The following is a 22,447-nucleotide window of genomic DNA, read 5'->3' as shown; positions in this document are numbered from 1 at the left end:
GACTCAGCCGGCCTCGACGACGTCCGTGTCGACGAATGTCGTGGCGTCGACCTTGTGGCTGATGAAGTTGTTCTCGAACATGAAGTCGGCGAGATCCTGCAGCTTCTCGCGGTCGAGCACGCCGAACGAGGCGTTCGGGCCGATGAACGCATCGCCGATGCCCTCGACCTGCTCCACCATCGGCTCGAGCTCGAGGCCGACGTTCTGGTCCACGGTCGCCTGGGCGGCGGCCTCGGGGTCGGCGATCATGTCGTTGTACCCCTTGACGGTCGCGGCGGTGAAGGCGCGGATCATGGCGCTGTCGTCCTGGACCGTCGAGCTGGCCGCATAGGCCACGATGCTCGGGAAGGCGAGGCCGCCCTCGCTGCCCATCGGCAGGAACTCCACGTCCTCGCCCGCGGCCTCGGCGGCGGCGACGTCGGGCTTGAACGCGGCGACGGCATCGACCTGGCCGTTGGCCAGGTACTGCATGAAGCCCGAGCCCACGGTCACGAACTCCACCGCGGAGGTGTCGCCGCCGGCGCCCTCGATTTCGGCACGGGTGATCGCGTCGTGCGACACGCTGCCGCTGGTGCCGACCTTCTTGCCCTCGAGCTCGGCGGCGGAGGTGATGCCCGAGCTCTTGAGTACGGCGAGCCCCTCCAGATTTCCTCCCACGAGCGACATGAAGGCGTCGTAGGGCGTGTCGTCCGAGACCGAGGAGATGAGATCCAGCGGGCTCGCGATGCCGATGTCGGCCTGGCCTGCATCGACGAACTTGAGCGACGCCACCGGATCGTTCGGCACGATGACGTTGAGGTCGATGTTGTTGTCGGTGTAGTAGCCCTTCTGGATCGCCTCGTAGATCCCCGCGTGGGCGCCGTAGACGAAGTAGTCCAGCAGGAGGTTGACCTTGGTCATCTCGGGGAGGCGGTCGGAGCTGTCGCTCGCCGCGGTGCCCGAGCTCGCCGGCGCGGCAGTGGTGGAGCAGCCGGCGAGCGCGATGAGGGTCGTGGCCGCAAGCGCGGCGAACGTGATTCTGTGTCTGTGAAGCATGGGTCGTCCGATCTTCGAGAATGAGTGCCTGCGGAATGGCGAGGTCTGATTCCGACCTGCTGGGGCTTCACGCTAGAAGGCCGTCGTTTCGCGTTCGAGTCGCGAAGATTTCCATTACGTTTAACTATGTTCCGAGGAATAATGTTCAGAGTCATGAATCTCTTCCGATCGCCTACGCTGGTGCCGAGATGACATACACAGAATTCTTCCGATCGCTCGTCGTGCTCCAGACCGAGCTCTGGTATCACGTCGACGGCCTCGTGCGGGAGGCCCTCTCGCTGGACCTGGCGAACCTGGAGAGCCTCTCCGTGCTGGGCGCGCTCGAGGGCCGGGGGCGTGTGCAGGACCTTGCCGACACGATCGGCATCACACCCGGGGCTGCAAGCAAGCTTGTCGACAGGCTGGAGACCCGCGGGCTCGTCGCTCGGCAGTCGAATCCGGCCGATCGGCGCTCGTCGGTGCTCGCCCTCACGGCAGAAGGGCAGGCGCTTCTGGCCGAGTTCTCTCCGCTCCTCGAGACGATCCTTCGGGACAGGCTGGCACCGGATCTGGATGAGGAGCAGCGCTCGCGGTTCATTGAGTCGATCCTCGTGCTGCGCCAGTCGGGGAAGGGCGGCGACCTCCGCCGCCAATAACGGGACGGAGTCGCGGATCACGGAGATGATCGGGAGATCATGGGCGAGCAGCCGCCGTCCGGCATCGGACGGCGCTCCCGGGCCTTGTGATCAGCGCGATGAAGTGCAGCACCGCGGCGGACGATCGTTCTCGGTCCGAGGTGGCGAGCAGGTCGAGGAGGGCGCCCCGGAGCACGGCGAGGGCGAGGGTGCGCTCGACCAGGCCGGACCGGCTCGTCCGCTCCTCGTCGGGCTGGTATCGCTCGAGCAGGCCCAGCCAGCTCGTCACCGTCTCTTCCGCGAAGTCCGCCCACGGTCCCTCGTTGTCGAGTAGGGAGCGGGTGTAGCACTCGACCCACAGCAGCAGCAGAGGCCGGTGACTGTCGGACGAGAGCCAGCTCCAGAGCGTCTCGATGCCCGCCGCCAGGCCCGTGCTCGTCGGTGCGAGAGTCTCCAGGGCGTCGATCTCATCGGCGCGGGCCCGCTCGAGCAGGGCTCGGATGAGCCCGTCCTTCGTGCCGAAGAGGAACATCAGCACGCGGGTGCTCGAGCCGATCGCCTCCGCGAGCGGACGGAGGGACGTGCCGGTGATGCCGTGCTGCAGCACGTACCCGTAGGCGGCTTCCAGGAGTTCGGTCTGCCGAGGTGATGGGGTTGCTCGCCGCTTGTCCATGCCGGTAGCCTACCGATTCACTGACACAAGTGTGTCAGTGGTGGTCGAAGGAGGAACTCGTGACGCCGAAGTACCAGACGGTCGTGCTCCGATTCGCGGACCGCCCCGGCGACCTGGGCTGGATCGTCAAGACCCACGGCGAGAGCTACGCCCAGCAGCTGTCGTGGGGCATCGAGTTCGAGGGCATGGTGGCTCGCATCGTCGGCGCCTACGCCGAGCATCCCGATGACGGCCGGCGGGCCGCCTGGATCGCCGAGGTCGACGGCGAGCGGGCCGGCTGCATCATGCTCGTGCCCGACGACGATGACGAGCGCACCGCCAAGCTCCGCGTGCTGCTCGTGGCGCCGTGCGCGCGAGGGCTCGGTGTCGGCTCGCGGCTCATCGACGAGCACCTGCGTCTCGCCCGTGCTGCCGGATACCACCGCGTGTCACTCTGGACGCTGAGCACTCTCGCGGCCGCTCGTCGTCTCTACGAGCGAGCGGGGTTCGAGCTCGCCGCGGAGTCATCCGGGCGCCTCTTCGGTCGCGACCACGTCGAACAGACCTGGGTGCTCGAGCTGTGACCGCGGCGGCCCGCGGCGAGCCCCGGCTCGGCTGCGGTCACGGCCGGGCCGGCCACCCGGTGTACGCCTCGGCGAGGTACGCTCGCCCGGCCTCCGACTCCACCACGCTGCGCAGCTCGCCGAGCTGCCGGCGCCGGTCGAAGTCGGTGGCGTCGGGGGCCACATGCAGCATGCTCGTCATCCACCAGGAGAAGTGCTGCGCCTTCCAGATGCGGTCGAGCGCCCGCTCGGCGTAGCTGTCGATGAGGCGTTCGTCACGGGTGCCCTCGCCGAGCAGCGCACGCAGCGCCTCGGCGAGCAGCACCACGTCGGCGACGGCGAGGTTCATTCCCTTCGCCCCGGTCGGCGGCACGGTGTGCGCGGCGTCGCCGACGAGGGCGACCCGGCCCCGGCGCAGCTCGTGGGCCACGAAGCTGCGGAAGCGCAGCACGTCGCGCTGGATGATTCGGCCCTCGTGGAGGGTGGTGCCCGGCACGCGCGCCTGCAGCGTGTCCCAGATCTCGGCCTCGCTCGGCGCGGTGGCGTCGGCGTCGGGATCGCACTGGAAGTACATCCGCTGCACCTCGGGGCTGCGCTGACTGATCAGCGCGAAGCCCTGATCCGAGTTGCTGTAGATCAGCTCCTGCGCACTCGGCGGCGCCTCGCAGAGGATGCCGAACCAGGCGAACGGGTACTCCCGGAAGTAGCCGCCCGAGCGCGAGCCGGTCACCGTCGCCCGCACCGCGCTGCGCGAGCCGTCGGCGCCCACCACGAAATCGGCCTCGATGCGCACGACCTCGCCCTGCGCATCCGTGCCGACGACCGCCGGATGCTCGGGGTCGCCCTCGTCGACACCCGCGACGGTGACGCCGAATCGCAGATCCTGGCCCGCGCCGAGCCGGAGCGCCAGCAGATCTTTCAGCACCTCGTGCTGGGGGTAGAGCCAGACGCTCCGGCCCACCAGCGCGGGGAAGTCGATGCGGTGGGCCTCGTCGCCGAAGCGCAGCTCGATGCCGTCGTGCCGGTGGCCCACGGTGTCGACACGGGTGCCGGGGTCGATCGCGCGCAGCAGCTCGACGGTGTTCTGCTCGAGGATGCCGGCACGGATGGTGGACTCGATCTCGCCGCGCGAGCGGGAGTCGACGACGATCGACTCGATGCCGGCGTCGGCCAGCAGCTGCGAGAGCACGAGCCCGGCGGGGCCGGCGCCTACGACGGCGACGCGGGTGCGGACGGTGGTGGGCATGGCGTCTCCTTCGACGGGGTGACGCCATTGTGGGAGCCCGGCGTGCATCCGGTGCTCACGATTCCCGATCAACGAGAATCTGCGTCGGCGTCGAACCTGGGTTCAGGAGCGGTAGCCCAGTGACCGGGCGATGTCCCGCGCGGCCCGGTGCAGTTCCACCACCGCGAAGTCCGCCTCCGCGTCGCGCGGAAGCACCACGGACAGCGCGGCGACCACCTGCCCGGTTTCGTCGCGCACCGGCACGGCGATCCCCGTGGCCACCTCCTCGATGTAGCCCGGGGCGATCGCGTGCCCCAGCTGGCGCACCTCGGCGAGCTTGCGGCGCACCGCATCCGGGTCGGAGAGGGTCGCGCGGGTGAGGGGGGCGAGCGTCGACGAGAGCACCCGCTCCTGCAGCTCGGCCGGCCCGAACGCGAGCAGCACGAGGCCCGAGCTCGAGGCGTGCAGCGGCAGGCGTCCCGCCACGCGGGTGATGTTCGAGCCCGAGTCGGGGCTGCTCAGCCGCTCGAGGAAGAGCGCCTCGTCTTGTTCGAGGATGGCGAGCTGGGTGTGCTCCCGCACCCGCGCCTGCACCCGCTCCATGAACGGCATCGCGGCCTGCCGCAGCCGGAGTGCGTGCGAGGAGCGGGTCGACAGCTCCCAGAGTCGCATGCCGATGCGCACCCGGCGCTCCTCGTCGCGCTCGAGCAGCCCGGCCGTGACCAGCTCGTTCACGATCCGGTGGGCGGTGGAGCTCGGCAGTCCCGCGCGGCGGCCGATCTCGGTGGCGGTCTGCACGGTGCGAGTGGGGGTGAAGGTGTCCAGGATGCGCACCAGTCGGTCGGTCGCGGAATCGCCGGTGGGGGAGTTGGCCATGCCCCATGATGGCACTCGTGCAGCAGGCTTCCCATTCATCGGGAAGGCTGTGCACCGGATGCGGTCGGTGCCCCAGCATGGATGCACCCCGTTCCCGAGGAGTCGAAGGAGACGCCGTGACACCCCCCACCTCCGTGGCGCCGGAGAGCCTGCTGGCGGCGCCCGACCAGGCTTCGCAGTCGCAGATCACCCAGGAGATCGGCGAGCTGCACGCCGAGCTGGAGCGGCGCGAACGGGCGGGGGAGCGCCTCCGTCCGACCGTCCACGACTTTCCGCCCTACCGCTCGAGCGTGCTGCGGCACCCCACCAAGAACCTCAAGCTCGTCGACCCCGAGACCGTCGAGCTGCTGTCGCCGGCGTTCGGGCAGCGCGACGTGGCCGCGGTGGAGAGCGACCTCACCGTTCAGCACGCCGGAGCGCCGCTCGGCGAGCGGATGACGGTGCGCGGACGGCTCACCGACTCGTGGGGCCGGCCGGTGGCGAACCAGCTGATCGAGATCTGGCAGGCCAACTCGGCGGGCCGTTACATCCACCAGCGTGACCAGCATCCCGCACCACTCGACCCCAACTTCAGCGGAGCGGGGCGGGCCATCACGAACGACGCGGGCGAGTACGTCTTCACCACCATCAAGCCGGGCCCCTACCCGTGGAAGAACCACGTCAACGCCTGGCGGCCGGCGCACATCCACTTCTCGATCTTCGGCAGCTCGTTCACGCAGCGGCTGGTCACGCAGATGTACTTTCCGGGAGACCCGCTGTTCGCGCTCGACCCGATCTTCAACACCATCTGGCGGCCGAAAGACCGGGAGAGCCTGATCGGCGTGTACGAGCACGACCTCACCTCTCCGGAGTGGGCGACCGGCTACCGTTTCGACATCGTGGTCGACGGACCGGATGCCACCTGGTTCGAGAACGAGAGCGAGTGACGATGAGTGTTCCGGCGCGCACCCTGCGGCCCACCCCCGGCCAGACCGTGGGGCCGTTCTTCGCCTACGGCGTTGAGTACGACCGGATGCACCAGGTCGTCGCTCCTTACGCATCCGGTGCCGTGCTGCTCGAGGGCGCGGTCTACGACGGTGCGGGGGCGCCAGTTCCCGACGCCTTCGTGGAGATCTTCGGAGCCGGCCCCGACGGGCGGGTGCCCCGTGACCGCGGTGCGTTCCGGCGTGACGACCACACCTTCACCGGCTTCGGGCGCGCGTTCACGAACGACGACGGCCACTACGAGTTCTTCACCCGCAATCCGGGGGCAGCTCCGGGCCGGCCCGCGTTCTTCGCCGCCATCGTCTTCGCCCGGGGGCTGCCCGACAAGCTGCACACCCGCATCTACCTGCCCGATGACGAGGCGGCGCTGACGGCGGATGCGTTCCTGGCCTCGCTCGACCCGGAGGAGCGCGCCTCGCTCATCGCCCGGCGCACCGATGAAGGCGGGCTGCACCACGACATCCGCCTGCAGGGCGAGGGGGAGACGGTGTTCCTTGCCTTCTGACGCGGTGCCCGCAACCTCGCCCGCCGCTCCGCCCGGCGCGTTCGACCGCGGGCTCCTCGCCCCGGTGGCCGTGGGTCACGACGAGCTCGTCTCCGACGACGCCGTGCTGGCCGCCCTCGTGCGCGCCGAGCTCGGCCTGGTGCGCGCCTGGGAAGCGCTCGGAGCCGTGCCCGCTGACGCGGCTGACGCGATCGCTGCGGCCTGGGGCGCGGATGCGGGGCCGGAGCAGCCTGGTCCGCTCGCGATCGAGGGTGCCGAGCTCGCCGCGGCCTCGGTCGGCGGGGGCAACCCGGTCATCCCGCTCGTGTCCTTGCTCAGGCTGGCCCTGGTGCCGGGCCTCCGCGCGTGGGTGCACCGCGGCGCGACCAGCCAGGACATCCTCGACACCGCCCTCATGCTCGTCTCCCGCCAGGCGGTCGACGCCGTGCTCGCCGATCTCGCCGAAGCCGAGGCGGCGCTCGCCGCGTTCGCCCAGGAGCACCGCGACGTGGTCGCCGCCGGCCGCACCCTGGCGCAGCAGGCGGTGCCGACCACCGTCGGGCGGCGAGCCGCGGGCTGGCTCGGCGGCATCCGCCGGGCGCGCATCCGGCTGCAGCAGCTGGCGCTGCCCGCTCAGCTCGGCGGTGCGGCCGGCACCCGGGCCTCGTTCCTCGAGCTCGGCGGACCCGCCGCCGCGGAGCTGCCGGCCCGCTACGCCGAGGAGCTCGGCCTCGACGACGCCGGCGCGGTCTGGCACACCAGTCGCTGGCCGGTCACCGAGCTGGCCGACGCGCTCGCCCAGACCACGGATGCGCTGGGCAAGCTGGCCGGCGACGTCGTCACCCTCTCGCGCACCGAGATCGCCGAGCTCTCGGCGGGTGCTGGCGGCGGCTCGTCGGCCATGCCGCAGAAGAGCAACCCGGTGGCGGCCGTGCTCATCCGCTCGGCCGCACTGCGCGCGCCGCAGCTCGCCGCGACCCTGCACCTGTGCGCCGCGCTCGCCGAGGACGAGCGCCCCGCCGGGGCCTGGCATGCGGAGTGGCCGACACTGCGCGAACTGTTGCGGATCACGCTCGGGGCGAGCGCCCACGCGGCGCGGCTGGCCTCGGTGCTCCGCGTCGACCGCGAAGCCGTCGCCCGCAACCTGGCGCTGACGAACGGTCTCATCCTGGCCGAGCGGCTCTCGCTCGTGCTCACGCCCCTGATCGGCGCCGAGCGCGTGGCCGCCCTCGTGGCCGCGGCCGCCTCGGGCGCCGATGCGGCCGCGCTCATCGCCGCCCTCCCCGAGGCCGACGGCCTCGACATCCCCGCGCTGCTCGAGCCCGCGAACTACATCGGCGACGCCGCCGCCGCGGTCGACCGCGTCTCGGGCAAGGTGGAGTCGTGATGATCGCCGCCCGACCGATTCCGCCCGATCGCCCCCGCAGACCCGATGCCGAACCGGCGGCGGGCCGCGTCGCCCGGCAGGAGCCGCGATGACCGTCCCCGTGATCGCCCTGCAGCACCTCGGCGGCGGCCCCGAGCTGCCGCTGCTCGTGCTCGGCCCGTCGCTCGGCACCTCGACCATCCTCTGGGAGTCGACGGCGCCGGCGCTGGCCGAGCACTACCGCCTGCTGGCGTGGGACCTGCCCGGCCATGGCCGGTCGCCGGCCGCGACGACGTCGTTCACCGTCGCCGAGCTCGCCGATGCGGTCGTGGCCGCGGTGGATCGCGCATCCGACGCATCCGGCGGTCCCTTCTTCTACGCCGGCGTCTCGCTCGGCGGCGCCACCGGCCTCGAACTGCTGCTCCGGCACGGCGAGCGGGTGCGCGCGGCCGCCATCGTCGCCTCCGGCGCCCAGCTCGGCGAGCCGCAGGGCTGGCGCGAGAGGGCCGAGAAGGTGCGGGCGGAGAGCACCTCGAGCATCATCATCCCGTCGGCGGAGCGCTGGTTCGCGCCGCAGTCGATGGCCGCTCATCCCGATCTCACCGGCCGGCTGCTGCACGCCTTGCAGAACGCCGACGACGAGTCGTACGCCCTCTGCTGCGAGGCCCTGGCCGCGTACGACGTGCGCGATCGGCTCGGCGAGGCCGCCGCGCCCGTGCTCGCGCTCTGGGGCCGGTTCGACGCCGTCGCGCCCGAGGCCAAGGCGCTCGAGATCGCCGCGGGTGCGGCCCTCGGCGAGGCGGCCGTGGTCGAGGGCGCCGCCCACCTTCCGCCCGCCGAGCAGCCCGAGGCCACCGCCGCGGCGCTGATCGGGTTCTTCGCCCGCCACACCGAAGGAGCACACCGATGACCCGACCCCGAGGCGACGGCCTCACCGACGTCGAACGCTGGGAGCAGGGCATGGCCGTGCGCCGGGCCGTGCTCTCCGACGAGCACGTCGACCGCGCCGTGGGCGGCACCACCGCCCTCACCGCCGACTGGCAGGACTTCATCACCCGCACGGCCTGGGGCGACGTGTGGTCGCGCCCCGGTCTCGACCGCCGCTCGCGCTCGATCGCCGTGCTGAGCTCCCTCATCGCCCACGGCCACCAGGAGGAACTGGCCATGCACCTGCGCGCCGCCCTCCGCAACGGCCTCACGGTCGAGGAGATCGGCGAGGTCATCCTGCAGTCGGCGATCTACTCCGGCGTGCCCGCCGCCAACACCGCCTTCCGGATCGCCGCCGCCGTGTTCGCCGAGACCCCGGGGGGCGACGGGGCGTCGAGCGCCTCGTCAGGGCCCGCTTCGCCCTGAGCCCGGCCGGTTCAGCGGGCGATCGACACCGCGAAGGGGGCGAAGCCGAGCACGCCGAGCAGGCTCGGAACCAGGAGGGCGATGGCCTCGGTTCCGCGGGCCGACGCGATGCCGCCGAGGTCGAGCATCCCGGCCCCGGTCCACCCGAGGTCTGTCAGCAGCTCGCGCACGCGGGCCTTGGCCTCGGCGTCGTCACCCGACAGGAAGACGGTGGGTGGCGATCCGAGAGACGCCGGTGCGGTCATCGCCGAGTAGAGCATGGTGTTCAGCGTCTTCACCACCGCCGTGCGGGGCAGGGCCGCCTGCAGGAGCTCGCCCAGGCTGGACTCGCTGTGGACGAGTCCACCGGGCAGGCCGTCGCCGCCGCGGGCGGTCGCGTTGGAGACGTCGACGAGGATCTTGCCCGCCAGAGCCTCTTGGAGCGCGGTGAACCGCGCCAGGCTGCTGTCGCCGGGGGTGGCGTTGATGACGATGCCGGCGCGGTCGATGGCCTCGCGGACGTCGACGATGCGCACGGTCGGACCCGTCCAGTCGGCGCGGACCCGCGCAGGATCGCGCACTCCGAGGACGACGTCGCGACCCGACCCGATCAGGGCGGTGGCGAGGGTGGTTCCGACACGGCCGGAGCCGAGGATGGCGATGGTGCTCATGAGGTCTTCTTTCGTCAGGAGGATGGTGTGGTCGGTCACGGCAGGGCGGAGAGGGCGGCGGTCATCGCGGGCGCGAGGCCGGGTGTCGTCGCGATGAACGCCTCGCTGCTCAGCGCCCAGGGCTCGCCCTGCGCGTCGACGACCACGCCGCCCGCCTCGCGCACGAGCAGGGCGCCGGCGACGAGCCCGGATCTGATCTGCCCGAACTGCCAGAACGCGTCGGTGTGCCCGGCGGCCACCGGCGCGAGCTGAAGGGTCGCGGGCACGGCGGCTGCGACCAGCAAGGCATGCTCGAGCAGGGCGTCGATGGATGCGCTGAGCCGGCGACGGATCTCCGGCGCTTCTCCGGGTTTCGCCTGAGCTGTGGAGACCAGTGCCGCCGCGAGCTCGGACTTGGCCGAGACGCTGATCGGAACGCCGTCGAGGAACGCCCCGTGGCCGCGGGCAGCGGTATAGGTCTCCCCGGAGAGCGGCAGGTGCACGGCGGTGAGCACGGGCTCGTCGTCGCGCACCAGGGTCGCGGTGACGGCCCAGCCGGCCGCGCCGTGCACGTGATTCACGTTGCCCTCGGCGGCGTCGGTCACCCACCACTCGCCCGGGCCGAGGGGGCCTGCGCCCTCCTCGTCGTCGTCCCATCGCGCGGTCGGCCGGATGCGCTCGAGAGCGGGCCGAAGAACGGCGGTGGAGGCGGCGTCGTTCGCTTCGATCGCCGCCAGCAGCGACTCCCGGTCGGTCACGCGGTTCTCGGACGAGAAGCGCTCGAGCAGAACCCGCCCGGCGGCCTCGACCGCCTCCGTCGTCTGCGCCAGGATCCGGAGATCCGGATCGTCGCCCTCGTCGTCGGTCATCGGCCAGCCCTTCGTCGTCGCCGGCAGCTCTTGCCGGCACAGCAAAACTACGAGCCCCGCCACTTGACGTCAAAGACAATCCGCGCATCTCTATAATTACCCTCATGCAATTGGACTTGAACCTGCTCACCGCTCTGGACGCTCTGCTCGACGAGCAGAGCGTCAGTGGGGCCGCCGAGCGACTGCACCTCTCCGAACCGGCCATGAGCCGCACGCTCGGGCGGATCAGGAGGGTGACCGGCGACCCGATCCTGGTGCGATCGGGCCGGCTGATGCTGCCCACGCCGCGGGCGCTCGCGCTGCGTGAGGAGGTGCGCTCGCTCGTGCTGCGGAGCCGGGCGGTGCTGTCGCCGGAGACGGAACTGGACATCGGAGCCCTCGAGCGCACCTTCACGATCCGCTGCCACGACGCCCTCGTCTCGGTGCTGGCGCCCCGTCTGGTGGGCCACGCCGCCGGCAACGCCCCCGGCGTGCTCTTCCGCTTCCTCGGCGAGAGCACGCTCGACACCGCCGATCTCGGTCGCGGACTCGTCGACCTCGAGATCGGGTCCGCCGCTTCCGGCCCCGCCGACATCACCTACGAGCACGTGGCCGACGATCGCCTGGTGGGGGTGGGCCGGCGGGGCAATCCGCTCGTCGGCACCGGCACCGGCATCGGCATCGATGCGTACACCTCGGCTGCGCACGTCATCGTCTCGCGACGGGGACGCTTCGAGGATGCGGTCGACCGTGCCCTGGACGAGCAGGGGCGCCGGCGCCGGGTCGTGGCCTCGGTGGTCTCCACCGCGGGGGCGCTGGAGATCGTGTGCGACACCGATGCCGTGGTCACGGTTCCGGCGTCGATCGCCGAGCGGCTCCACGACGACGGTCGCCTGGTCCGTTTCGAACTCCCCGTCGCGCTGGCGCCGGTTCCGGTCGTGCTCGCCTGGCCGAAACGGTCGACCACCGACCTCGCTCACGCGTGGTTGCGCGACCTCGCCCGGCAGGCCATCCGCGCGGTCGTCGCCGGCATTCGACCTGACGCCGTCAGCTAGGCTCGGCCCATGACGACCAGGGCGGAATCCGCCGCCGCGACGCGGAGGGCGCTGCTCGGCGCGGCATCCGGACTGCTCGATGAGGGGGGCCCCGAGGCCGTGACGTTGAGGGCCGTGGGCACCAGGGCCGGGGTGTCGCGGGGCGCGCCTTACGGGCACTTCGCCGACAAGGAGGATCTGCTGGCCGCCCTGGCGATCGAGGGCTGGATGGAGCTGACGGCTGATCTGGATCGGCTGCAGGCCGCCGCGCAGCCCGCCGGCAGCGAGCGTCTCCGCCGGGCCGTCCTGGCGTTTCTCGCGGTGGCTCGCGAGCGCCCTCATCTCTACGCGCTGATGTTCACCGCTCCCGCGCGCGACCCCGAACCCCTGCTGGCTGCGGCGTCGAGGTCGCAGGATGTGTTCCTCGCGATCGTCGGCGACGTCGTCGGCCCCGATGAGGCGAGACGAAGCGGCGCGCTGCTGATGTCCAGCGCCCATGGCATCGCGGGCATGGAGCGCAGCGGCCAGCTGAGCGAGACGAAATGGGGCACCACCGGGGATGAGCTGGTCGAGCGGCTGATCGCCGCGCTCGGCGAGTGAGCCGTCGTCGAGTCGCTCGCCGACGCAATTCATTTGACAGTGTCATATGAGTGACCGTAGGGTTTCCATATGACATCGTCACATGCAACCAGCCCTCTCGCCGTCGTCACTGGCGCTTCCACCGGCATCGGCCGCGCCACCGCCCAGCGGCTGGCCGTCGACGGCTTCCACGTGCTCGCGGGCGTGCGCCGCCCGGCCGACGCGCAGAAGATCGCCGGGCCGGGCATCGAACCCGTCATCCTCGACGTGACCGACGACGCCCAGATCGCCTCGATCGTCGAGCGGGTGACCCACGATTCCGAGAAGCGCACCCTCCAGGTGCTCGTCAACAATGCGGGGGTCGCCGTCAACGCGCCCGTGGAGGTGCTCACCCTCGACGACTGGCGCTTCCAGTTCGACGTCTCGGTGTTCGGCCAGATCGCCGTGACGCGGGCGCTGCTTCCTGTGCTCCTGTCCACGCGGGGGCGGATCGTGAACATCACCTCCGTCGGCGGGCGGGTCGCGATGGCCAATTTCGCGGCGTACTCCGGCGCCAAGTTCGCCATGGAGGCGGTGAGCGATTCGCTGCGCCGCGAGGTCGAACCCTTCGGCGTCACGGTGGTCAAGGTCACTCCCGGAGCCGTCAGCACCAACCTCACCGGAAGCGGGCTCGCCGCGGCGGCCCGGATCGCCGAGACGATGACCCCCGAGCAGCGCGCACGCTACGCCGAACTGCGCCGGGCCTACGTCGCCCAGGCGGAGGGCTTCGCCCGCGACGGCGTCTCGCCCGAGCGCGCCGCGGCCGTGATCTCCCGAGCCGTGACCGCCCGCCGGCCGAAGACCCGCTACACGATCGGGCGCGACGGCGCCCTGTTCACGTTCCTGCCTCGGGTCGTGTCCGACCGGATGCTCGACGCGATGCTGCACAGCCAGAACAAGTCCCTCGCGAGGGCGGGCGCCCGCTGAGCGCTGAAAGGACCTTCGGCCCCTGGCCTCGGCATCCGCTTCGATAGATTCGTCGCATGGAAACTGTCATCTCGATTCTGCACGTGGTCGGCGCCGTCTTCATCGTCGGCCCGATGGCCATCCTCCCGATGTCGGCGATGCGGGCCGCCCGCGCGGGGAACACCAGGCAGGTGGCAACCCTGGCCCGGTCGACGGCCCTGTTCAGCTACCTCTCGCTGGTCGTCTTCCTGCTCGGATTCGCCCTCGTGGGGATGGCGGACCCCAAGTACCAGCTCTCGGTCACGACCCCGTGGGTGCTGGCGTCGATCGTGCTCTACGTGATCGCCGTCGTCGTGAGCCTCGTCGTGGTGGTGCCCGCGCTGAAGCGCGCGGCTCAGCCCTCGGATGCGGATGCCGCCGCGGTCGGCGACAGTGGCGCGGCCGCGGTGAGAGTGGTCGCCGGGCGGGCCGCGATTTCCGCCGGCTCGGGTGTGGTGGCTCTTCTGCTCGTCGCGGTGGTCGTTCTCATGGTCTGGAAGCCCTAGCGCCGGCCGGAGATCCTGGTCGGCGGCGACCGGCGGCCTCGCGAGCAACACCAACACGAGATGCAGACGTGCGGTCCCGCTCATCGGGCGAAGGGGAGCGAGGCCGCCAAGCGCCGGCCGTAGTCGGAGATCGCGCGGCCGACCGGCAGGCGTTCGCGATCGTAGTGGAGGAGCGCCTGGCTCAGCGGGAGCTCGCTCAGCACGCGTGCGAGCAGCAGCGCGTCCCCGGCCGCCTTGGCGGCTCCCATCGCGGTGTGCGGGCGCACCATCACGGCGGCGTCTCCGAGGAGCACGAGGCGGCCTCGCACCATCCGGGGCGGCACGTAGTCGAAGATGGCCTGCAGGAAGGGCCGATTCTCGGCCTCCACCGCCGCGGCGAACGGCCGGGGCAGCTCGCGCTCGGCGTCGGCCAGCAGCTCGTCGCGCAGCGGCGCGGGCAGCTGACCGGGCGCGAGCGACGCACTCTCCGCGGCGCGGCCCGATCGGAGCATCAGGCCGCGGAGCCGCTCGGCGGTCAGGGGCCGGTACCAGACCCAGTTGTAGCGCCGGCTTCCCCGCTGAACCTCGCCCGCCGGGCCGGGCACGAGGTAGCCGAGCACGTGGGCGTTCGGGCCGGTGAAGAAGGCGAAGCGATCCAGCAGCGGATCGGCGGCATCGGCCGGCAGGGAATCCTCCGCGACGAGACCTCGCCAGGTGACGTAGCCGACGTAGGAGTTCTCGCTGTGCTCGGGGGCGACGGCCGGGCGCACCACCGAATTGAGCCCGTCGGCCCCGATCACGAGGTCGAACAGCCGGCGGTCGCCGTCCGCGAAGCGCACGAGGGCGTGCTGCTCCGTCGATTCGACGGAGCGAACCGGGCTCGCGAGCCGGTACGACTCCGGTGGCAGCAGGGAGCGGAGCACCTCATAGAGGTGGTCCCACGAGACCTGCGTCTGCGGGGTGGGGTCGCGATGCAGGATGCGGCCGTCTCGAGCCAGGGTGATCCGCTCGTGGGCGACCACCCCCACCCGGGCCGCGTCGTCGCGTCCGACCGCGTGGAGCAGCTCGAACAGCTCCGGCTGGGCCACCAGACCGGCCCCGCGACGGGCCAGTCCGTGCACGGATCGCTCGAAGACGGTGACCCGGTGCCCCGCTCTGGAGAGTGCGGTGGCGGCGAACAGGCCGCCGATCGAGCCGCCCACCACGGCGATGTCGAGGGTGTCGGTCATCTCAGAACCCGCTGTCTCGGCGCATGCCCAGACGCTACCGGCGATGCGGTGGCCGGCGCCCCGACAGTCGTCGGAAGAATCGCGGAGTTCCGCGCCGGCGATTCCGTCAGGCGTGCAGCGGGCGTGTGAGCTCGTGCAGCGAGCGGGCGAGCGCCGCGAGTTCGGGGGTCTGCTCGGCCTCGTCGAGCGCGGCCTCCAGGGTGCGGTCGTGCACGGGCCGGGCGCGCTCGAGCAGGCGTTCGCCCGCCGTCGTCAGCTCGGTGTAGATGCCCCGCCGGTCGTCAGCGCACAGGATGCGCTGCAGCAGCGCCCGCTCCTCGAGCCGGTTGACGAGACGCGTGGTGGCGCTCGGCGAGAGCGCGGCCGCGCGGCTCAGCTGCTGCATCCGCATGTGCCAGCCGTCCTGCCGGCTCAGGGCGTCGAGCACGGTGTACTCCACCACCGACAGCCCGGCCTCGTCTTCGAGCGCCTGCCCGAGGGCGGCCTCGATCGCGGCGTGCAGGGCGGCCAGGGTGCGCCAGCCGTGTGCTCTGACCTCGACAGCGTCGTCACCGATGCCCATGGGAATCTCCTCTGCTCAGCAGGCGGCAGGTAATTGCTTGCGCACGTATCCAGCGTGTGCAATCATTTTACCCAGCGCGTGCAACAACCAGCGTACGCGTGTATTCACCCTCTCTCAACCCTCAGGAGACGACCACATGCCCATCGGGCTCATCGCACTGGCCCTCGGAGGCTTCGGCATCGGACTCACGGAGTTCGTCATCGCCGGCCTCCTCCCCGAAGTGGCCGCCGACTTCGGAGTCGACGCCGCTGCCGCCGGCTGGCTGATCACCGGCTATGCCCTGAGCGTGGCGGTCGGCGCCATCGTCATCACCCTCGCCGTGACGAGACTGCCCCGCAAGCAGGTGCTGATGGGGCTGCTCGTGTTCTTCATCGCGGGCAACCTCATCTCGGCCCTCGCCCCCACCTACTCCCTGATGCTCACCGGCCGCATCGTGGCCGCGCTCTGCCACGGCGCGTTCTTCGGCATCGGCGCCGTGGTGGCGGCCGGCCTCGTCGCCCCCGAGAAGCGCGCCAGCGCCATCGCGGTGATGTTCACCGGGCTCACGCTCGCCAATGTGCTCGGGGTGCCCTTCGGCACCTTCGTCGGCCAGAGCTTCGGCTGGCGCGCGACCTTCTGGGCCATCACGGTGATCGGCGTCGTCGCGCTCGCCGGCATCGCGTGGCTGGTGCCCGCCACCCCTCGCGCCGGTGCGGCCGGGGAGACCGGGCAAGCCGCCGCAGCGGGCGCCCGGGGTGTGCGGGCCGAGCTCGCCGCCTTCCGCTCCACCCAGGTGTGGCTCTCCATCACCGTCACCGTGCTGGGCTTCGGCGGCATGTTCGGCGCCTTCACCTACATCGCCTACACCCTCACCGAGGTCAGCGGCTTCGACGCCGGCGTGGTGCCCTGGCTGCTGGTGGTGTTCGGTGTGGGCCTGTTCGCGGGGAACCTGCTCGGGGGCAAGGCCGCGGAGCGGTGGCTCGACCCCACGCTGATCGCGCTGCTCGCCGCCCTCGCCGTGGTGCTCGCGGCCTTCGCGCTGCTCGCCGCGATCCCCGTCGCGGCGGTGGTGGCCCTCGTGCTGATGGGCGCCTTCGGCTTCGGCACCGTGCCCGGCTTGCAATCGCGCATCCTCGACCACGCCCCCACCGCTCCCACGCTCGCCTCCAGCGCCAACATCGCCGCGTTCAACGTGGGCAACGCGCTCGGAGCGTGGATCGGGGGCCTGACCATCGCGGCCGGTCTCGGCTACACCTCCCCGCTCTGGGCCGGTGCGGGGCTCACCCTGCTCGCCCTGGCGGTCATGATCACCGCGAGCGGCATCGACCGCCGGGCACGGGCGCACCGGCAGGCGCCGGCCGCCGCGGCTATCTCCACGCCGATCGCCGGAGCAGCCGGAGCCCGTTGAGGGCCACGATGACGGTCGACCCCTCGTGGCCCGCGACCGCGAGGGGCAGGGGCAGCGTGCCCACGAGGTCCCAGAGCACCAGGGTCGCGATGAAGACGCCGGCGATCACGAGGTTCGCGATGACGAAGCGGCGTGCCCGGCGCGAGAGGGTGATGACGTTCGGGATCGCGTGGAGCTCGTCGCGGATGATGACCGCGTCGGCGGTGTCGAGGGCCAGGTCGGAGCCGTGCCGGCCCATCGCGACCCCGATGGTCGCCGTGGCGAGGGCGGGCGCGTCGTTCACCCCGTCGCCCACCACCATCACGGCCGTCCCCGAGGCCTCGAGAGCACGCACCACCTCCGCCTTGCCCTCGGGCAGCAGCCGGGAGTGCACCTGGTCGATGCCGAGCTGAGCGCCCACCGCGCGGGCGGTCGCGTCGTTGTCCCCGGTGAGCAGATGCACGCGGCCGCTCGTGACGAGGGCCAGCCGTTCGACGACGGATGCCGCATCCGGCCGCAGGGCGTCCTCGAGCGCGATCGTGCCGACCGGCACCTCGTCGAGAGTGACCGTGACGACGGTGCCGACGCGATCGGGGTGCTCCGCGGCATCCTGCACGACCCTCACCCGGCGCCCGTCGACGACGCCTTCCACCCCCACGCCGGGGATGGCCCGGAAGTCGTCGGCGGGCGGCAGGGAGAGATGACCGGCGGCCCGCACGATCGCACGGCCGAGCGGATGCTCGCTCTGCTGCTCCACGGCGGCCGCGAGACGCAGGATGCCGTCGGCGTCGAGCGGCCCGATCGGGTCGACGGAGCGCACGAGCGGCGCGCCCTCCGTGAGGGTGCCGGTCTTGTCGAAGGCGACGAGCTGGGTGCGCCCGATCTGCTCCATCACCGTCGCGGATTTCACGAGCACCCCGTGCCGCCCGGCGTTCGCGATCGAGGCCAGCAGCGGCGGCATGGTCGACAGCACGACGGCGCAGGGGGAGGCGACGATCATGAAGGTGATCGCCCGCAGGAGCGCGGACGGGAACGGCTCGCCGAGCGCGAGGGGCAGGAAGAACACGAGCATCGTGGCGACGACGACGCCGATCGAATAGCGCTGCTCGATCTTCTCGATGAAGAGCTGGGTCGAGGCCTTCGTGGCGGACGCGGTCTCGACGAGGGCGACCACCCGCGCGATGACGGATTCGGAGGCGGGCGCGCCGACCCGCACGCGCAACGCACCGGTGCCGTTCACCGTGCCGGAGAGCACCGGGTCGCCGGGCTCGCGACGCACCGGCACGGACTCGCCGGTCATCGCCGCCTGATCGACGTCGGAGACACCGTCGACCACCTCGCCGTCGGCGCCGATGCGCTCGCCCGGGCGCACCAGGATGACGTCGTCGACCGCGAGACCGGCGGTGTCGACGGTCTCGAACTCCTCCGCGCCCGGGCCGGCCAGAACCCGCGTCGCCGTCTCTGGCGCGAGGGTGAGCAGCGACGACACGGAGTCCGCGGTGCGCTGCGTCACCAGGGCCTCCAGTGCGCCCGAGGTCGCGAAGATCACGATCAGCAGGGCGCCGTCGAAGACCTGGCCGATGGAGGCGGCGGCGATCGCGGCGACGATCATCAGCAGATCGACGTCGAGGGTCTTCTCGCGGAGCGCCTGGATGCCGGCCCACGCCGGCTCCCACCCGCCCGCCGCGTAGCAGGCGAGGTAGAGCGCCCACCACGCCCAGTCCGGTGCGCCCGCGAGCTGCAGCGGCCAGGCGAGCAGGAACAGCACGAGGGCGAGAGCGGCCCAACGCACCTCGGGCAGTCGCGCGCCGGTGCGGAGGATCGACGGCGGCTTCGCGAGCATCCGTCCGCCGGCGCGCACCGGGGCATCCGTGAGGGTGCCCGTCACGGTCCGGTCACCACCGGGCGCTCGGCGTCGGCGGCGCGGTGGTGGTGCGGGGTTCCCCCCAGGGAGTGCTCGGCCTGGAAGATCGCGTCCGCGACGAGCTGTTGCGCGTGCTCGTTCTCGAGCCGGTAGAAGATGCGGGTGCCGTCCTGCCGCGTCGACACGATGCGCGCCAGCCGCAGCTTGGCGAGGTGCTGCGAGACGGCGGCCGGCGACTTGTCGACGGTCTCCGCCAGGTGGTTCACCGACAGTTCGCCGGCGTCGCGCAGCGCCATGATGATGCGCACGCGGGTCGCATCCGCGAGCATCGAGAACACCTCCACCGCGAGTTCGACGTACTCGCTCTCCGGAAGGCGGCCGCATCTCGAGGTATCTGCATTCATACGCAGATTATCGCACCGATCCGCGGGACCTCCCCACCCGGGTCTAGCCGATCAGGGCGATCAGGATGCCCCCGGCGGCCCCCACGATGACGACGGCCCAGGCGGGCACCCGCCAGGCGATCAGGAGCACGAAGCAGATCAGCGCGAGTACGAAGGGCGCCGCGCCGGTGATGGCGGTGGTGAAGACGGGGTCGTAGAGCGCGGCGGCCAGGATGCCGACCACGGCGGCGTTGGCTCCGCGCATCAGGGCCTGGGCCCACGGCCGGGAGCGGAAGGCGTTCCAGAACGGGAGCACCCCGGTGAGGAGCAGGAACCCCGGCAGGAACACGCCGACGAGGGCGATCGCGGCTCCCGCCACGCCCCCGGGGCCGACGGTCGAGAGCGTGCCGAGATAGGCGGCGAAGGTGAAGAGCGGTCCGGGCACGGCCTGGGCGGCGCCGTAGCCCGCGAGGAACTGGTCGGGAGTGACCCAGCCGGTGTCGACCACGCCCGCCTGCAGCAGGGGGAGAACGACGTGGCCGCCGCCGAAGACCAGGGCGCCCGCGCGGTAGAAGGCGTCGAAGAGCTGCAGGGCCCCCCACTGCGTGGTCGTGGCCAGCACGGGCAGCCCCACCAGGAGCAGCACGAACAGGGTCAGGCAGATCACACCGGCTGTGCGCGCGACGGGGAAGCGGATCATCGCGGTGGCGGGCACGAGAGCGCTCCGGCAGAAGATCAGTCCTGCGATCGCGCCGATCACGATGGCGCCGATCTGCCCGACGGAGCCGGTGAGCAGGAGGGCGCAGGCGGCGGCGACCACCGCGATGGCGGCGCGCACCCGGTCGGGGGTCAGCGTTCTCGCCATGCCCCACACGGCCTGGGCGACGATCGCGACGGCGACGATCTTGAGGCCGGTGAGGATGCCGCCGCCCACGACGCCCTCGAACAGCGGAGCCCCGTAGGCGAACGCCACCATGAGGGCGGCCGAGGGCAGCGTGAAGGCGAGGAACGCGGCGATCGCGCCGGCGGGGCCGGCCCGGAAGAGGCCCAGGCCGAAGCCGACCTGGCTCGATGCGGGGCCGGGGAGGAACTGGCTGAGGGCGACGAGGTCGCCGTACTCGTTGTCGTCGAGCCAGCGGCGGCGCTGGATCAGCTCGTCGCGGAAGTAGCCGAGGTGGGCGATGGGGCCGCCGAAGGAGGTCACGCCCAGCTTCGAGAAGACCCGCAGCACCTCCCAGGCGGAACCCTGCCCGGCCACGGGGGGAGCGGTGCTGTCCTGGGTCATCGGCCGGTGCCTTCCTGGGTGGCGATGCGCATCCGTTCCCGAGCGACCACGGGTCCGGCGGGACGGCGATCGTTCACACTCTCGACGATACGGGTGAACGGGCGCTTAACGAGCCCGCGCCGCCACGGGGAAGCTGCACACGACGGCACCACCGGGGTGCGACTGGTCGATGGTGACGGTGCCGTCGTGGCGGCGGGCGATCTCCGAGACGATGGCGAGGCCCAGGCCGTAGTGACGGGTTCCGCCGCTCTCCGCGGGAGGATGCTTTCCCGCCCGGCTGCTGGCGAACCGTTCGAACGCGGTCGCGGCGATCTCGGGATCGAATCCGGGCCCGTCGTCGACGACGGTCAGCACGACTCTCGACGAGCCGGCCGTCACCGAGACGCCCACCCTCGTGCGCGCATGGTCGAGCGCGTTGGTGCACAGGGCGATGACCAGGCGCAGCAGCGCGGCCGACGACCCGGTGACGATCGCGGTCTCCGCGCCGGTGCGGGTGAGCTCGATCCGCCGGGCGGTGGCCTCGTCGGCGAGCAGGGCGACGGCCTGATCGGCGACGGCCACGAGGTCGACCGGCTCCTTCTTCGCGTCGCTCCGCGGGTCGGCGGCGATCAGGAGGTCCTCGAGGATCTCGGTCAGGGCGTTCGCGTCGGTGACGACGTCGTCGATGGAGGCGGTCACGTCGTCGGGCAGGCCGTCCCGGCTGCGGCGCCGGAGCATCTGCGCGCGCGTGCTGAGGAGGGTGAGCGGGGTGCGGAGCTCGTGGCTGGCGTCGGCGACGAAGCGGCGCTGGAGGGCGAGCGCGTCGGCGAGCGGGCGCATGGCGCGTCTGGCCATCAGGTACGACGCCGCGAAGGCGAGCACCACCGCGACGGCGCCGCCGAGCAGGAGCGCGGCGGCGAGCCGACCCAGCTCCTCCGCCCCCTCGTGGTGGTCGACGGCGACCTGCACCACGCGGTCGTGGCCGGGGTCGCCGGTGGCGGAGGTGGTGAGCAGCGAGTAGGTGTGGCCGTCGACCGTGCGCTCGGACCGCTCGTCGGCGCCTCCGGCCGCCACCGCCTGGAGGGCGGTCGTGTCGAGGAGCCCGTCGGGCAGGTCGCTCGGGGTGATGATCTTGCCGCCGGTGCGGCCGTCGACGATCGTGACGAAGGTGCCGGGTGTGGCATCCCGGCCCGAGTCGATCTGGGTGGCGGCGACCAGCTCGCGCTCGTTGGCCTCGGTGACGCTCTTGCTCACGATGGCGAAGACGATGACGCCGACGACGGCGAGCAGCACGAGCACGAGTGCCGTGAACTGCACGGTGAGCCGGAGCGACGCGCCCCGGAGGTTCTCGGGGTCGCGCCGCTTCGTCGCCGTCACCGGAGGGTCCCCAGCTGGTAGCCGATGCCGCGGACGGTCTTCACGCAGTCGCGGCCGAGCTTCTTGCGCAGATAGTGCACGTAGGTGTCGACCACGCCGGGGTCGTCGGCGTCGGGGAACACGCTGCCGAGCAGGTCGTCCCGCTCGAAGACCTGGCTGGGGCGGCGCGCGAGCCGCTCGAGCAGTTGGGATTCCCGCTCGGAGAGGGCGATGGTCTCCCCCTTGCGGGTGGTGACGGTGCGGTTGCTCGTGTCGAGGGTGCCGTCGGGCAGCGGGAGCGCGGGCACGGTGCTGCGGTGGCGCCGGAGCAGGGCCCGGATGCGGGCGAGCAGCTCATCGATGTCGAACGGCTTGCCGAGGTAGTCCTCCGCGCCCCGGTCCAGTCCTTCGACCCGGTCGGCCGGGTTGCTGAGGGCGGACAGGATGAGGGCGGGCGTCAGCACGCCGCGATCGCGCAGCCGGTTGAGCACGTCGAGGCCCTCGATGACGGGCAGGCCCCGGTCGAGCACGATGGCGTCGAACTCCTGGGTCAGCCCTTCGTGCAGGGCCCGTTGCCCGTCGCGGGCGAGAACGGTGTCGTAGCCCTCGGCGTGCAGCAGCTGCTCCAGCATGAGGGCCAGGCGCGCGTCGTCCTCGACGAGCAGTATCCGTGCGGGGTCCGGCATGTTCGCAGTATAGGCAGCGATGACCG

The 22,447-nt window shown here is 71.8% G+C and carries 25 protein-coding genes; 12 read left to right on the top strand and 13 right to left on the bottom strand.

The genetic code is table 11. The features are described from left to right. Window positions 1-3 precede the first annotated feature (3 nt). Window positions 4-1,035: an ABC transporter substrate-binding protein gene (locus tag VD659_RS03365; RefSeq protein ID WP_423259717.1), complete on the bottom strand. Its 1,032-nt coding sequence runs from the start codon at window positions 1,033-1,035 to the stop codon at window positions 4-6. 188 nt (window positions 1,036-1,223) lie between these two features. Between VD659_RS03365 and VD659_RS03360 the strand changes: the two genes are divergently transcribed. Then, the gene (locus VD659_RS03360; RefSeq protein ID WP_423259716.1) at window positions 1,224-1,670 is read left to right on the top strand and encodes a MarR family winged helix-turn-helix transcriptional regulator; all 447 of its coding nucleotides are present in this window, start codon (window positions 1,224-1,226) and stop codon (window positions 1,668-1,670) included. Window positions 1,671-1,707: 37 nt separating this feature from the next. Here the strand turns inward: VD659_RS03360 and VD659_RS03355 are convergent, their stop codons facing one another. Then, the gene (locus VD659_RS03355; RefSeq protein ID WP_423259715.1) at window positions 1,708-2,322 is read right to left on the bottom strand and encodes a TetR/AcrR family transcriptional regulator; all 615 of its coding nucleotides are present in this window, start codon (window positions 2,320-2,322) and stop codon (window positions 1,708-1,710) included. 59 nt (window positions 2,323-2,381) lie between these two features. On the opposite strand from VD659_RS03355, the gene VD659_RS03350 reads away from it, so the two are divergent. Beyond that, window positions 2,382-2,885: a GNAT family N-acetyltransferase gene (locus VD659_RS03350; protein WP_423259714.1), complete on the top strand. Its 504-nt coding sequence runs from the start codon at window positions 2,382-2,384 to the stop codon at window positions 2,883-2,885. Window positions 2,886-2,922: 37 nt separating this feature from the next. Here VD659_RS03350 and VD659_RS03345 read toward each other — a convergent pair whose 3' ends face one another. Together VD659_RS03345 and VD659_RS03340 are read right to left on the bottom strand one after the other, a co-directional pair. Then, window positions 2,923-4,110 (bottom strand): 4-hydroxybenzoate 3-monooxygenase, encoded by a 1,188-nt coding sequence (locus tag VD659_RS03345; RefSeq protein ID WP_423259713.1) that lies wholly within the window; start codon window positions 4,108-4,110, stop codon window positions 2,923-2,925. 102 nt (window positions 4,111-4,212) lie between these two features. Then, window positions 4,213-4,965 carry an IclR family transcriptional regulator gene (locus tag VD659_RS03340; RefSeq protein WP_423259712.1) on the bottom strand — a complete coding sequence of 251 codons (753 nt, stop codon included), beginning with the start codon at window positions 4,963-4,965 and terminating at the stop codon, window positions 4,213-4,215. A 77-nt stretch (window positions 4,966-5,042) separates the two neighbouring features. Between VD659_RS03340 and pcaH the strand changes: the two genes are divergently transcribed. From pcaH to pcaC, 5 genes are all read left to right on the top strand, one after another. Then, window positions 5,043-5,891: a protocatechuate 3,4-dioxygenase subunit beta gene (pcaH, locus tag VD659_RS03335; RefSeq protein ID WP_423259711.1), complete on the top strand. Its 849-nt coding sequence runs from the start codon at window positions 5,043-5,045 to the stop codon at window positions 5,889-5,891. Window positions 5,892-5,893: 2 nt separating this feature from the next. Continuing rightward, window positions 5,894-6,454: a protocatechuate 3,4-dioxygenase subunit alpha gene (pcaG, locus tag VD659_RS03330; protein WP_423259710.1), complete on the top strand. Its 561-nt coding sequence runs from the start codon at window positions 5,894-5,896 to the stop codon at window positions 6,452-6,454. After that, window positions 6,444-7,820, top strand: coding sequence for a lyase family protein (locus VD659_RS03325; RefSeq protein ID WP_423259709.1), 1,377 nt, complete (start codon window positions 6,444-6,446; stop codon window positions 7,818-7,820). Before pcaG ends, VD659_RS03325 begins: the two co-directional genes overlap by 11 nt. Window positions 7,821-7,908: 88 nt before the next feature. After that, complete coding sequence (locus VD659_RS03320) at window positions 7,909-8,709, top strand: alpha/beta fold hydrolase (RefSeq protein WP_423259708.1); 801 nt, start codon at window positions 7,909-7,911, stop codon at window positions 8,707-8,709. After that, window positions 8,706-9,152, top strand: a complete 447-nt coding sequence (pcaC, locus tag VD659_RS03315) for a 4-carboxymuconolactone decarboxylase (protein ID WP_423259707.1) — start codon at window positions 8,706-8,708, stop codon at window positions 9,150-9,152. The genes VD659_RS03320 and pcaC overlap by 4 nt, the downstream gene beginning before the upstream one ends. A gap of 11 nt (window positions 9,153-9,163) precedes the next feature. Here pcaC and VD659_RS03310 read toward each other — a convergent pair whose 3' ends face one another. Both VD659_RS03310 and VD659_RS03305 read right to left on the bottom strand, forming a co-directional pair. Beyond that, entirely contained in the window at window positions 9,164-9,802 is a 639-nt protein-coding gene (locus tag VD659_RS03310) for an NADPH-dependent F420 reductase (RefSeq protein WP_423259706.1), read from the bottom strand. A gap of 35 nt (window positions 9,803-9,837) precedes the next feature. Then, the gene (locus VD659_RS03305; protein ID WP_423259705.1) at window positions 9,838-10,650 is read right to left on the bottom strand and encodes an inositol monophosphatase family protein; all 813 of its coding nucleotides are present in this window, start codon (window positions 10,648-10,650) and stop codon (window positions 9,838-9,840) included. A gap of 104 nt (window positions 10,651-10,754) precedes the next feature. Here VD659_RS03305 and VD659_RS03300 point away from each other — a divergent pair, with 104 nt between their 5' ends. The 4 genes from VD659_RS03300 to VD659_RS03285 all read left to right on the top strand — a co-directional run bounded on the left by VD659_RS03300 (window position 10,755) and on the right by VD659_RS03285 (window position 13,732). Then, complete coding sequence (locus VD659_RS03300) at window positions 10,755-11,684, top strand: LysR family transcriptional regulator (protein WP_423259704.1); 930 nt, start codon at window positions 10,755-10,757, stop codon at window positions 11,682-11,684. Window positions 11,685-11,693: 9 nt separating this feature from the next. Then, complete coding sequence (locus VD659_RS03295; protein WP_423259703.1) at window positions 11,694-12,263, top strand: TetR/AcrR family transcriptional regulator; 570 nt, start codon at window positions 11,694-11,696, stop codon at window positions 12,261-12,263. 69 nt (window positions 12,264-12,332) lie between these two features. Next, window positions 12,333-13,208, top strand: coding sequence for an SDR family oxidoreductase (locus VD659_RS03290; protein ID WP_423259702.1), 876 nt, complete (start codon window positions 12,333-12,335; stop codon window positions 13,206-13,208). Window positions 13,209-13,264: 56 nt separating this feature from the next. Then, window positions 13,265-13,732 (top strand): DUF2269 family protein, encoded by a 468-nt coding sequence (locus VD659_RS03285; protein WP_423259701.1) that lies wholly within the window; start codon window positions 13,265-13,267, stop codon window positions 13,730-13,732. Window positions 13,733-13,812: 80 nt separating this feature from the next. On the opposite strand, the gene VD659_RS03280 is transcribed toward VD659_RS03285, so the two are convergent. Further along, entirely contained in the window at window positions 13,813-14,940 is a 1,128-nt protein-coding gene (locus tag VD659_RS03280) for an FAD-dependent monooxygenase (protein WP_423259700.1), read from the bottom strand. A 106-nt stretch (window positions 14,941-15,046) separates the two neighbouring features. Further along, the gene (locus VD659_RS03275) at window positions 15,047-15,502 is read right to left on the bottom strand and encodes a MarR family transcriptional regulator (protein ID WP_137838110.1); all 456 of its coding nucleotides are present in this window, start codon (window positions 15,500-15,502) and stop codon (window positions 15,047-15,049) included. 136 nt (window positions 15,503-15,638) lie between these two features. On the opposite strand from VD659_RS03275, the gene VD659_RS03270 reads away from it, so the two are divergent. Next, window positions 15,639-16,889, top strand: a complete 1,251-nt coding sequence (locus VD659_RS03270) for an MFS transporter (protein ID WP_423259699.1) — start codon at window positions 15,639-15,641, stop codon at window positions 16,887-16,889. Here the strand turns inward: VD659_RS03270 and VD659_RS03265 are convergent. The 5 genes from VD659_RS03265 to VD659_RS03245 all read right to left on the bottom strand — a co-directional run bounded on the left by VD659_RS03265 (window position 16,849) and on the right by VD659_RS03245 (window position 22,421). After that, window positions 16,849-18,756, bottom strand: coding sequence for a heavy metal translocating P-type ATPase (locus VD659_RS03265; RefSeq protein ID WP_423259698.1), 1,908 nt, complete (start codon window positions 18,754-18,756; stop codon window positions 16,849-16,851). The two genes, VD659_RS03270 and VD659_RS03265, sit on opposite strands and share 41 nt — an antisense overlap. Beyond that, window positions 18,753-19,136 carry an ArsR/SmtB family transcription factor gene (locus VD659_RS03260; protein ID WP_423259697.1) on the bottom strand — a complete coding sequence of 128 codons (384 nt, stop codon included), beginning with the start codon at window positions 19,134-19,136 and terminating at the stop codon, window positions 18,753-18,755. Before VD659_RS03260 ends, VD659_RS03265 begins: the two co-directional genes overlap by 4 nt. 43 nt (window positions 19,137-19,179) lie before the next feature. Beyond that, window positions 19,180-20,400, bottom strand: coding sequence for a chromate efflux transporter (chrA, locus tag VD659_RS03255; RefSeq protein ID WP_423259696.1), 1,221 nt, complete (start codon window positions 20,398-20,400; stop codon window positions 19,180-19,182). 105 nt (window positions 20,401-20,505) lie between these two features. After that, entirely contained in the window at window positions 20,506-21,756 is a 1,251-nt protein-coding gene (locus VD659_RS03250) for a sensor histidine kinase (protein ID WP_423259695.1), read from the bottom strand. Then, window positions 21,753-22,421, bottom strand: coding sequence for a response regulator transcription factor (locus tag VD659_RS03245; RefSeq protein WP_423259694.1), 669 nt, complete (start codon window positions 22,419-22,421; stop codon window positions 21,753-21,755). Before VD659_RS03245 ends, VD659_RS03250 begins: the two co-directional genes overlap by 4 nt. Window positions 22,422-22,447 lie beyond the last annotated feature (26 nt).

It is taken from the genome of Herbiconiux sp. 11R-BC, from assembly GCF_049472555.1.
Lineage (GTDB): Bacteria > Actinomycetota > Actinomycetes > Actinomycetales > Microbacteriaceae > Herbiconiux.
This window is presented reverse-complemented; position numbering and strand designations above follow the sequence as displayed.

Bases quoted from the DNA above. Each gene is read 5' to 3' on its own strand.
- chrA (WP_423259696.1), bottom strand. From the start codon at position 20,400: ATGACCCAGGACAGCACCGCTCCCCCCGTGGCCGGGCAGGGTTCCGCC.
- VD659_RS03345 (WP_423259713.1), bottom strand. From the start codon at position 4,110: ATGCCCACCACCGTCCGCACCCGCGTCGCCGTCGTAGGCGCCGGCCCC.
- VD659_RS03300 (WP_423259704.1), top strand. From the start codon at position 10,755: ATGCAATTGGACTTGAACCTGCTCACCGCTCTGGACGCTCTGCTCGAC.
- VD659_RS03320 (WP_423259708.1), top strand. From the start codon at position 7,909: ATGACCGTCCCCGTGATCGCCCTGCAGCACCTCGGCGGCGGCCCCGAG.
- VD659_RS03360 (WP_423259716.1), top strand. From the start codon at position 1,224: ATGACATACACAGAATTCTTCCGATCGCTCGTCGTGCTCCAGACCGAG.
- VD659_RS03245 (WP_423259694.1), bottom strand. From the start codon at position 22,421: ATGCCGGACCCCGCACGGATACTGCTCGTCGAGGACGACGCGCGCCTG.
- VD659_RS03285 (WP_423259701.1), top strand. From the start codon at position 13,265: ATGGAAACTGTCATCTCGATTCTGCACGTGGTCGGCGCCGTCTTCATC.
- VD659_RS03280 (WP_423259700.1), bottom strand. From the start codon at position 14,940: ATGACCGACACCCTCGACATCGCCGTGGTGGGCGGCTCGATCGGCGGC.
- VD659_RS03270 (WP_423259699.1), top strand. From the start codon at position 15,639: ATGCCCATCGGGCTCATCGCACTGGCCCTCGGAGGCTTCGGCATCGGA.
- VD659_RS03290 (WP_423259702.1), top strand. From the start codon at position 12,333: ATGACATCGTCACATGCAACCAGCCCTCTCGCCGTCGTCACTGGCGCT.
- pcaG (WP_423259710.1), top strand. From the start codon at position 5,894: ATGAGTGTTCCGGCGCGCACCCTGCGGCCCACCCCCGGCCAGACCGTG.
- pcaH (WP_423259711.1), top strand. From the start codon at position 5,043: ATGGATGCACCCCGTTCCCGAGGAGTCGAAGGAGACGCCGTGACACCC.
- VD659_RS03275 (WP_137838110.1), bottom strand. From the start codon at position 15,502: ATGGGCATCGGTGACGACGCTGTCGAGGTCAGAGCACACGGCTGGCGC.
- VD659_RS03305 (WP_423259705.1), bottom strand. From the start codon at position 10,650: ATGACCGACGACGAGGGCGACGATCCGGATCTCCGGATCCTGGCGCAG.
- VD659_RS03310 (WP_423259706.1), bottom strand. From the start codon at position 9,802: ATGAGCACCATCGCCATCCTCGGCTCCGGCCGTGTCGGAACCACCCTC.
- VD659_RS03295 (WP_423259703.1), top strand. From the start codon at position 11,694: ATGACGACCAGGGCGGAATCCGCCGCCGCGACGCGGAGGGCGCTGCTC.
- VD659_RS03365 (WP_423259717.1), bottom strand. From the start codon at position 1,035: ATGCTTCACAGACACAGAATCACGTTCGCCGCGCTTGCGGCCACGACC.
- VD659_RS03340 (WP_423259712.1), bottom strand. From the start codon at position 4,965: ATGGCCAACTCCCCCACCGGCGATTCCGCGACCGACCGACTGGTGCGC.
- pcaC (WP_423259707.1), top strand. From the start codon at position 8,706: ATGACCCGACCCCGAGGCGACGGCCTCACCGACGTCGAACGCTGGGAG.
- VD659_RS03355 (WP_423259715.1), bottom strand. From the start codon at position 2,322: ATGGACAAGCGGCGAGCAACCCCATCACCTCGGCAGACCGAACTCCTG.
- VD659_RS03260 (WP_423259697.1), bottom strand. From the start codon at position 19,136: ATGAATGCAGATACCTCGAGATGCGGCCGCCTTCCGGAGAGCGAGTAC.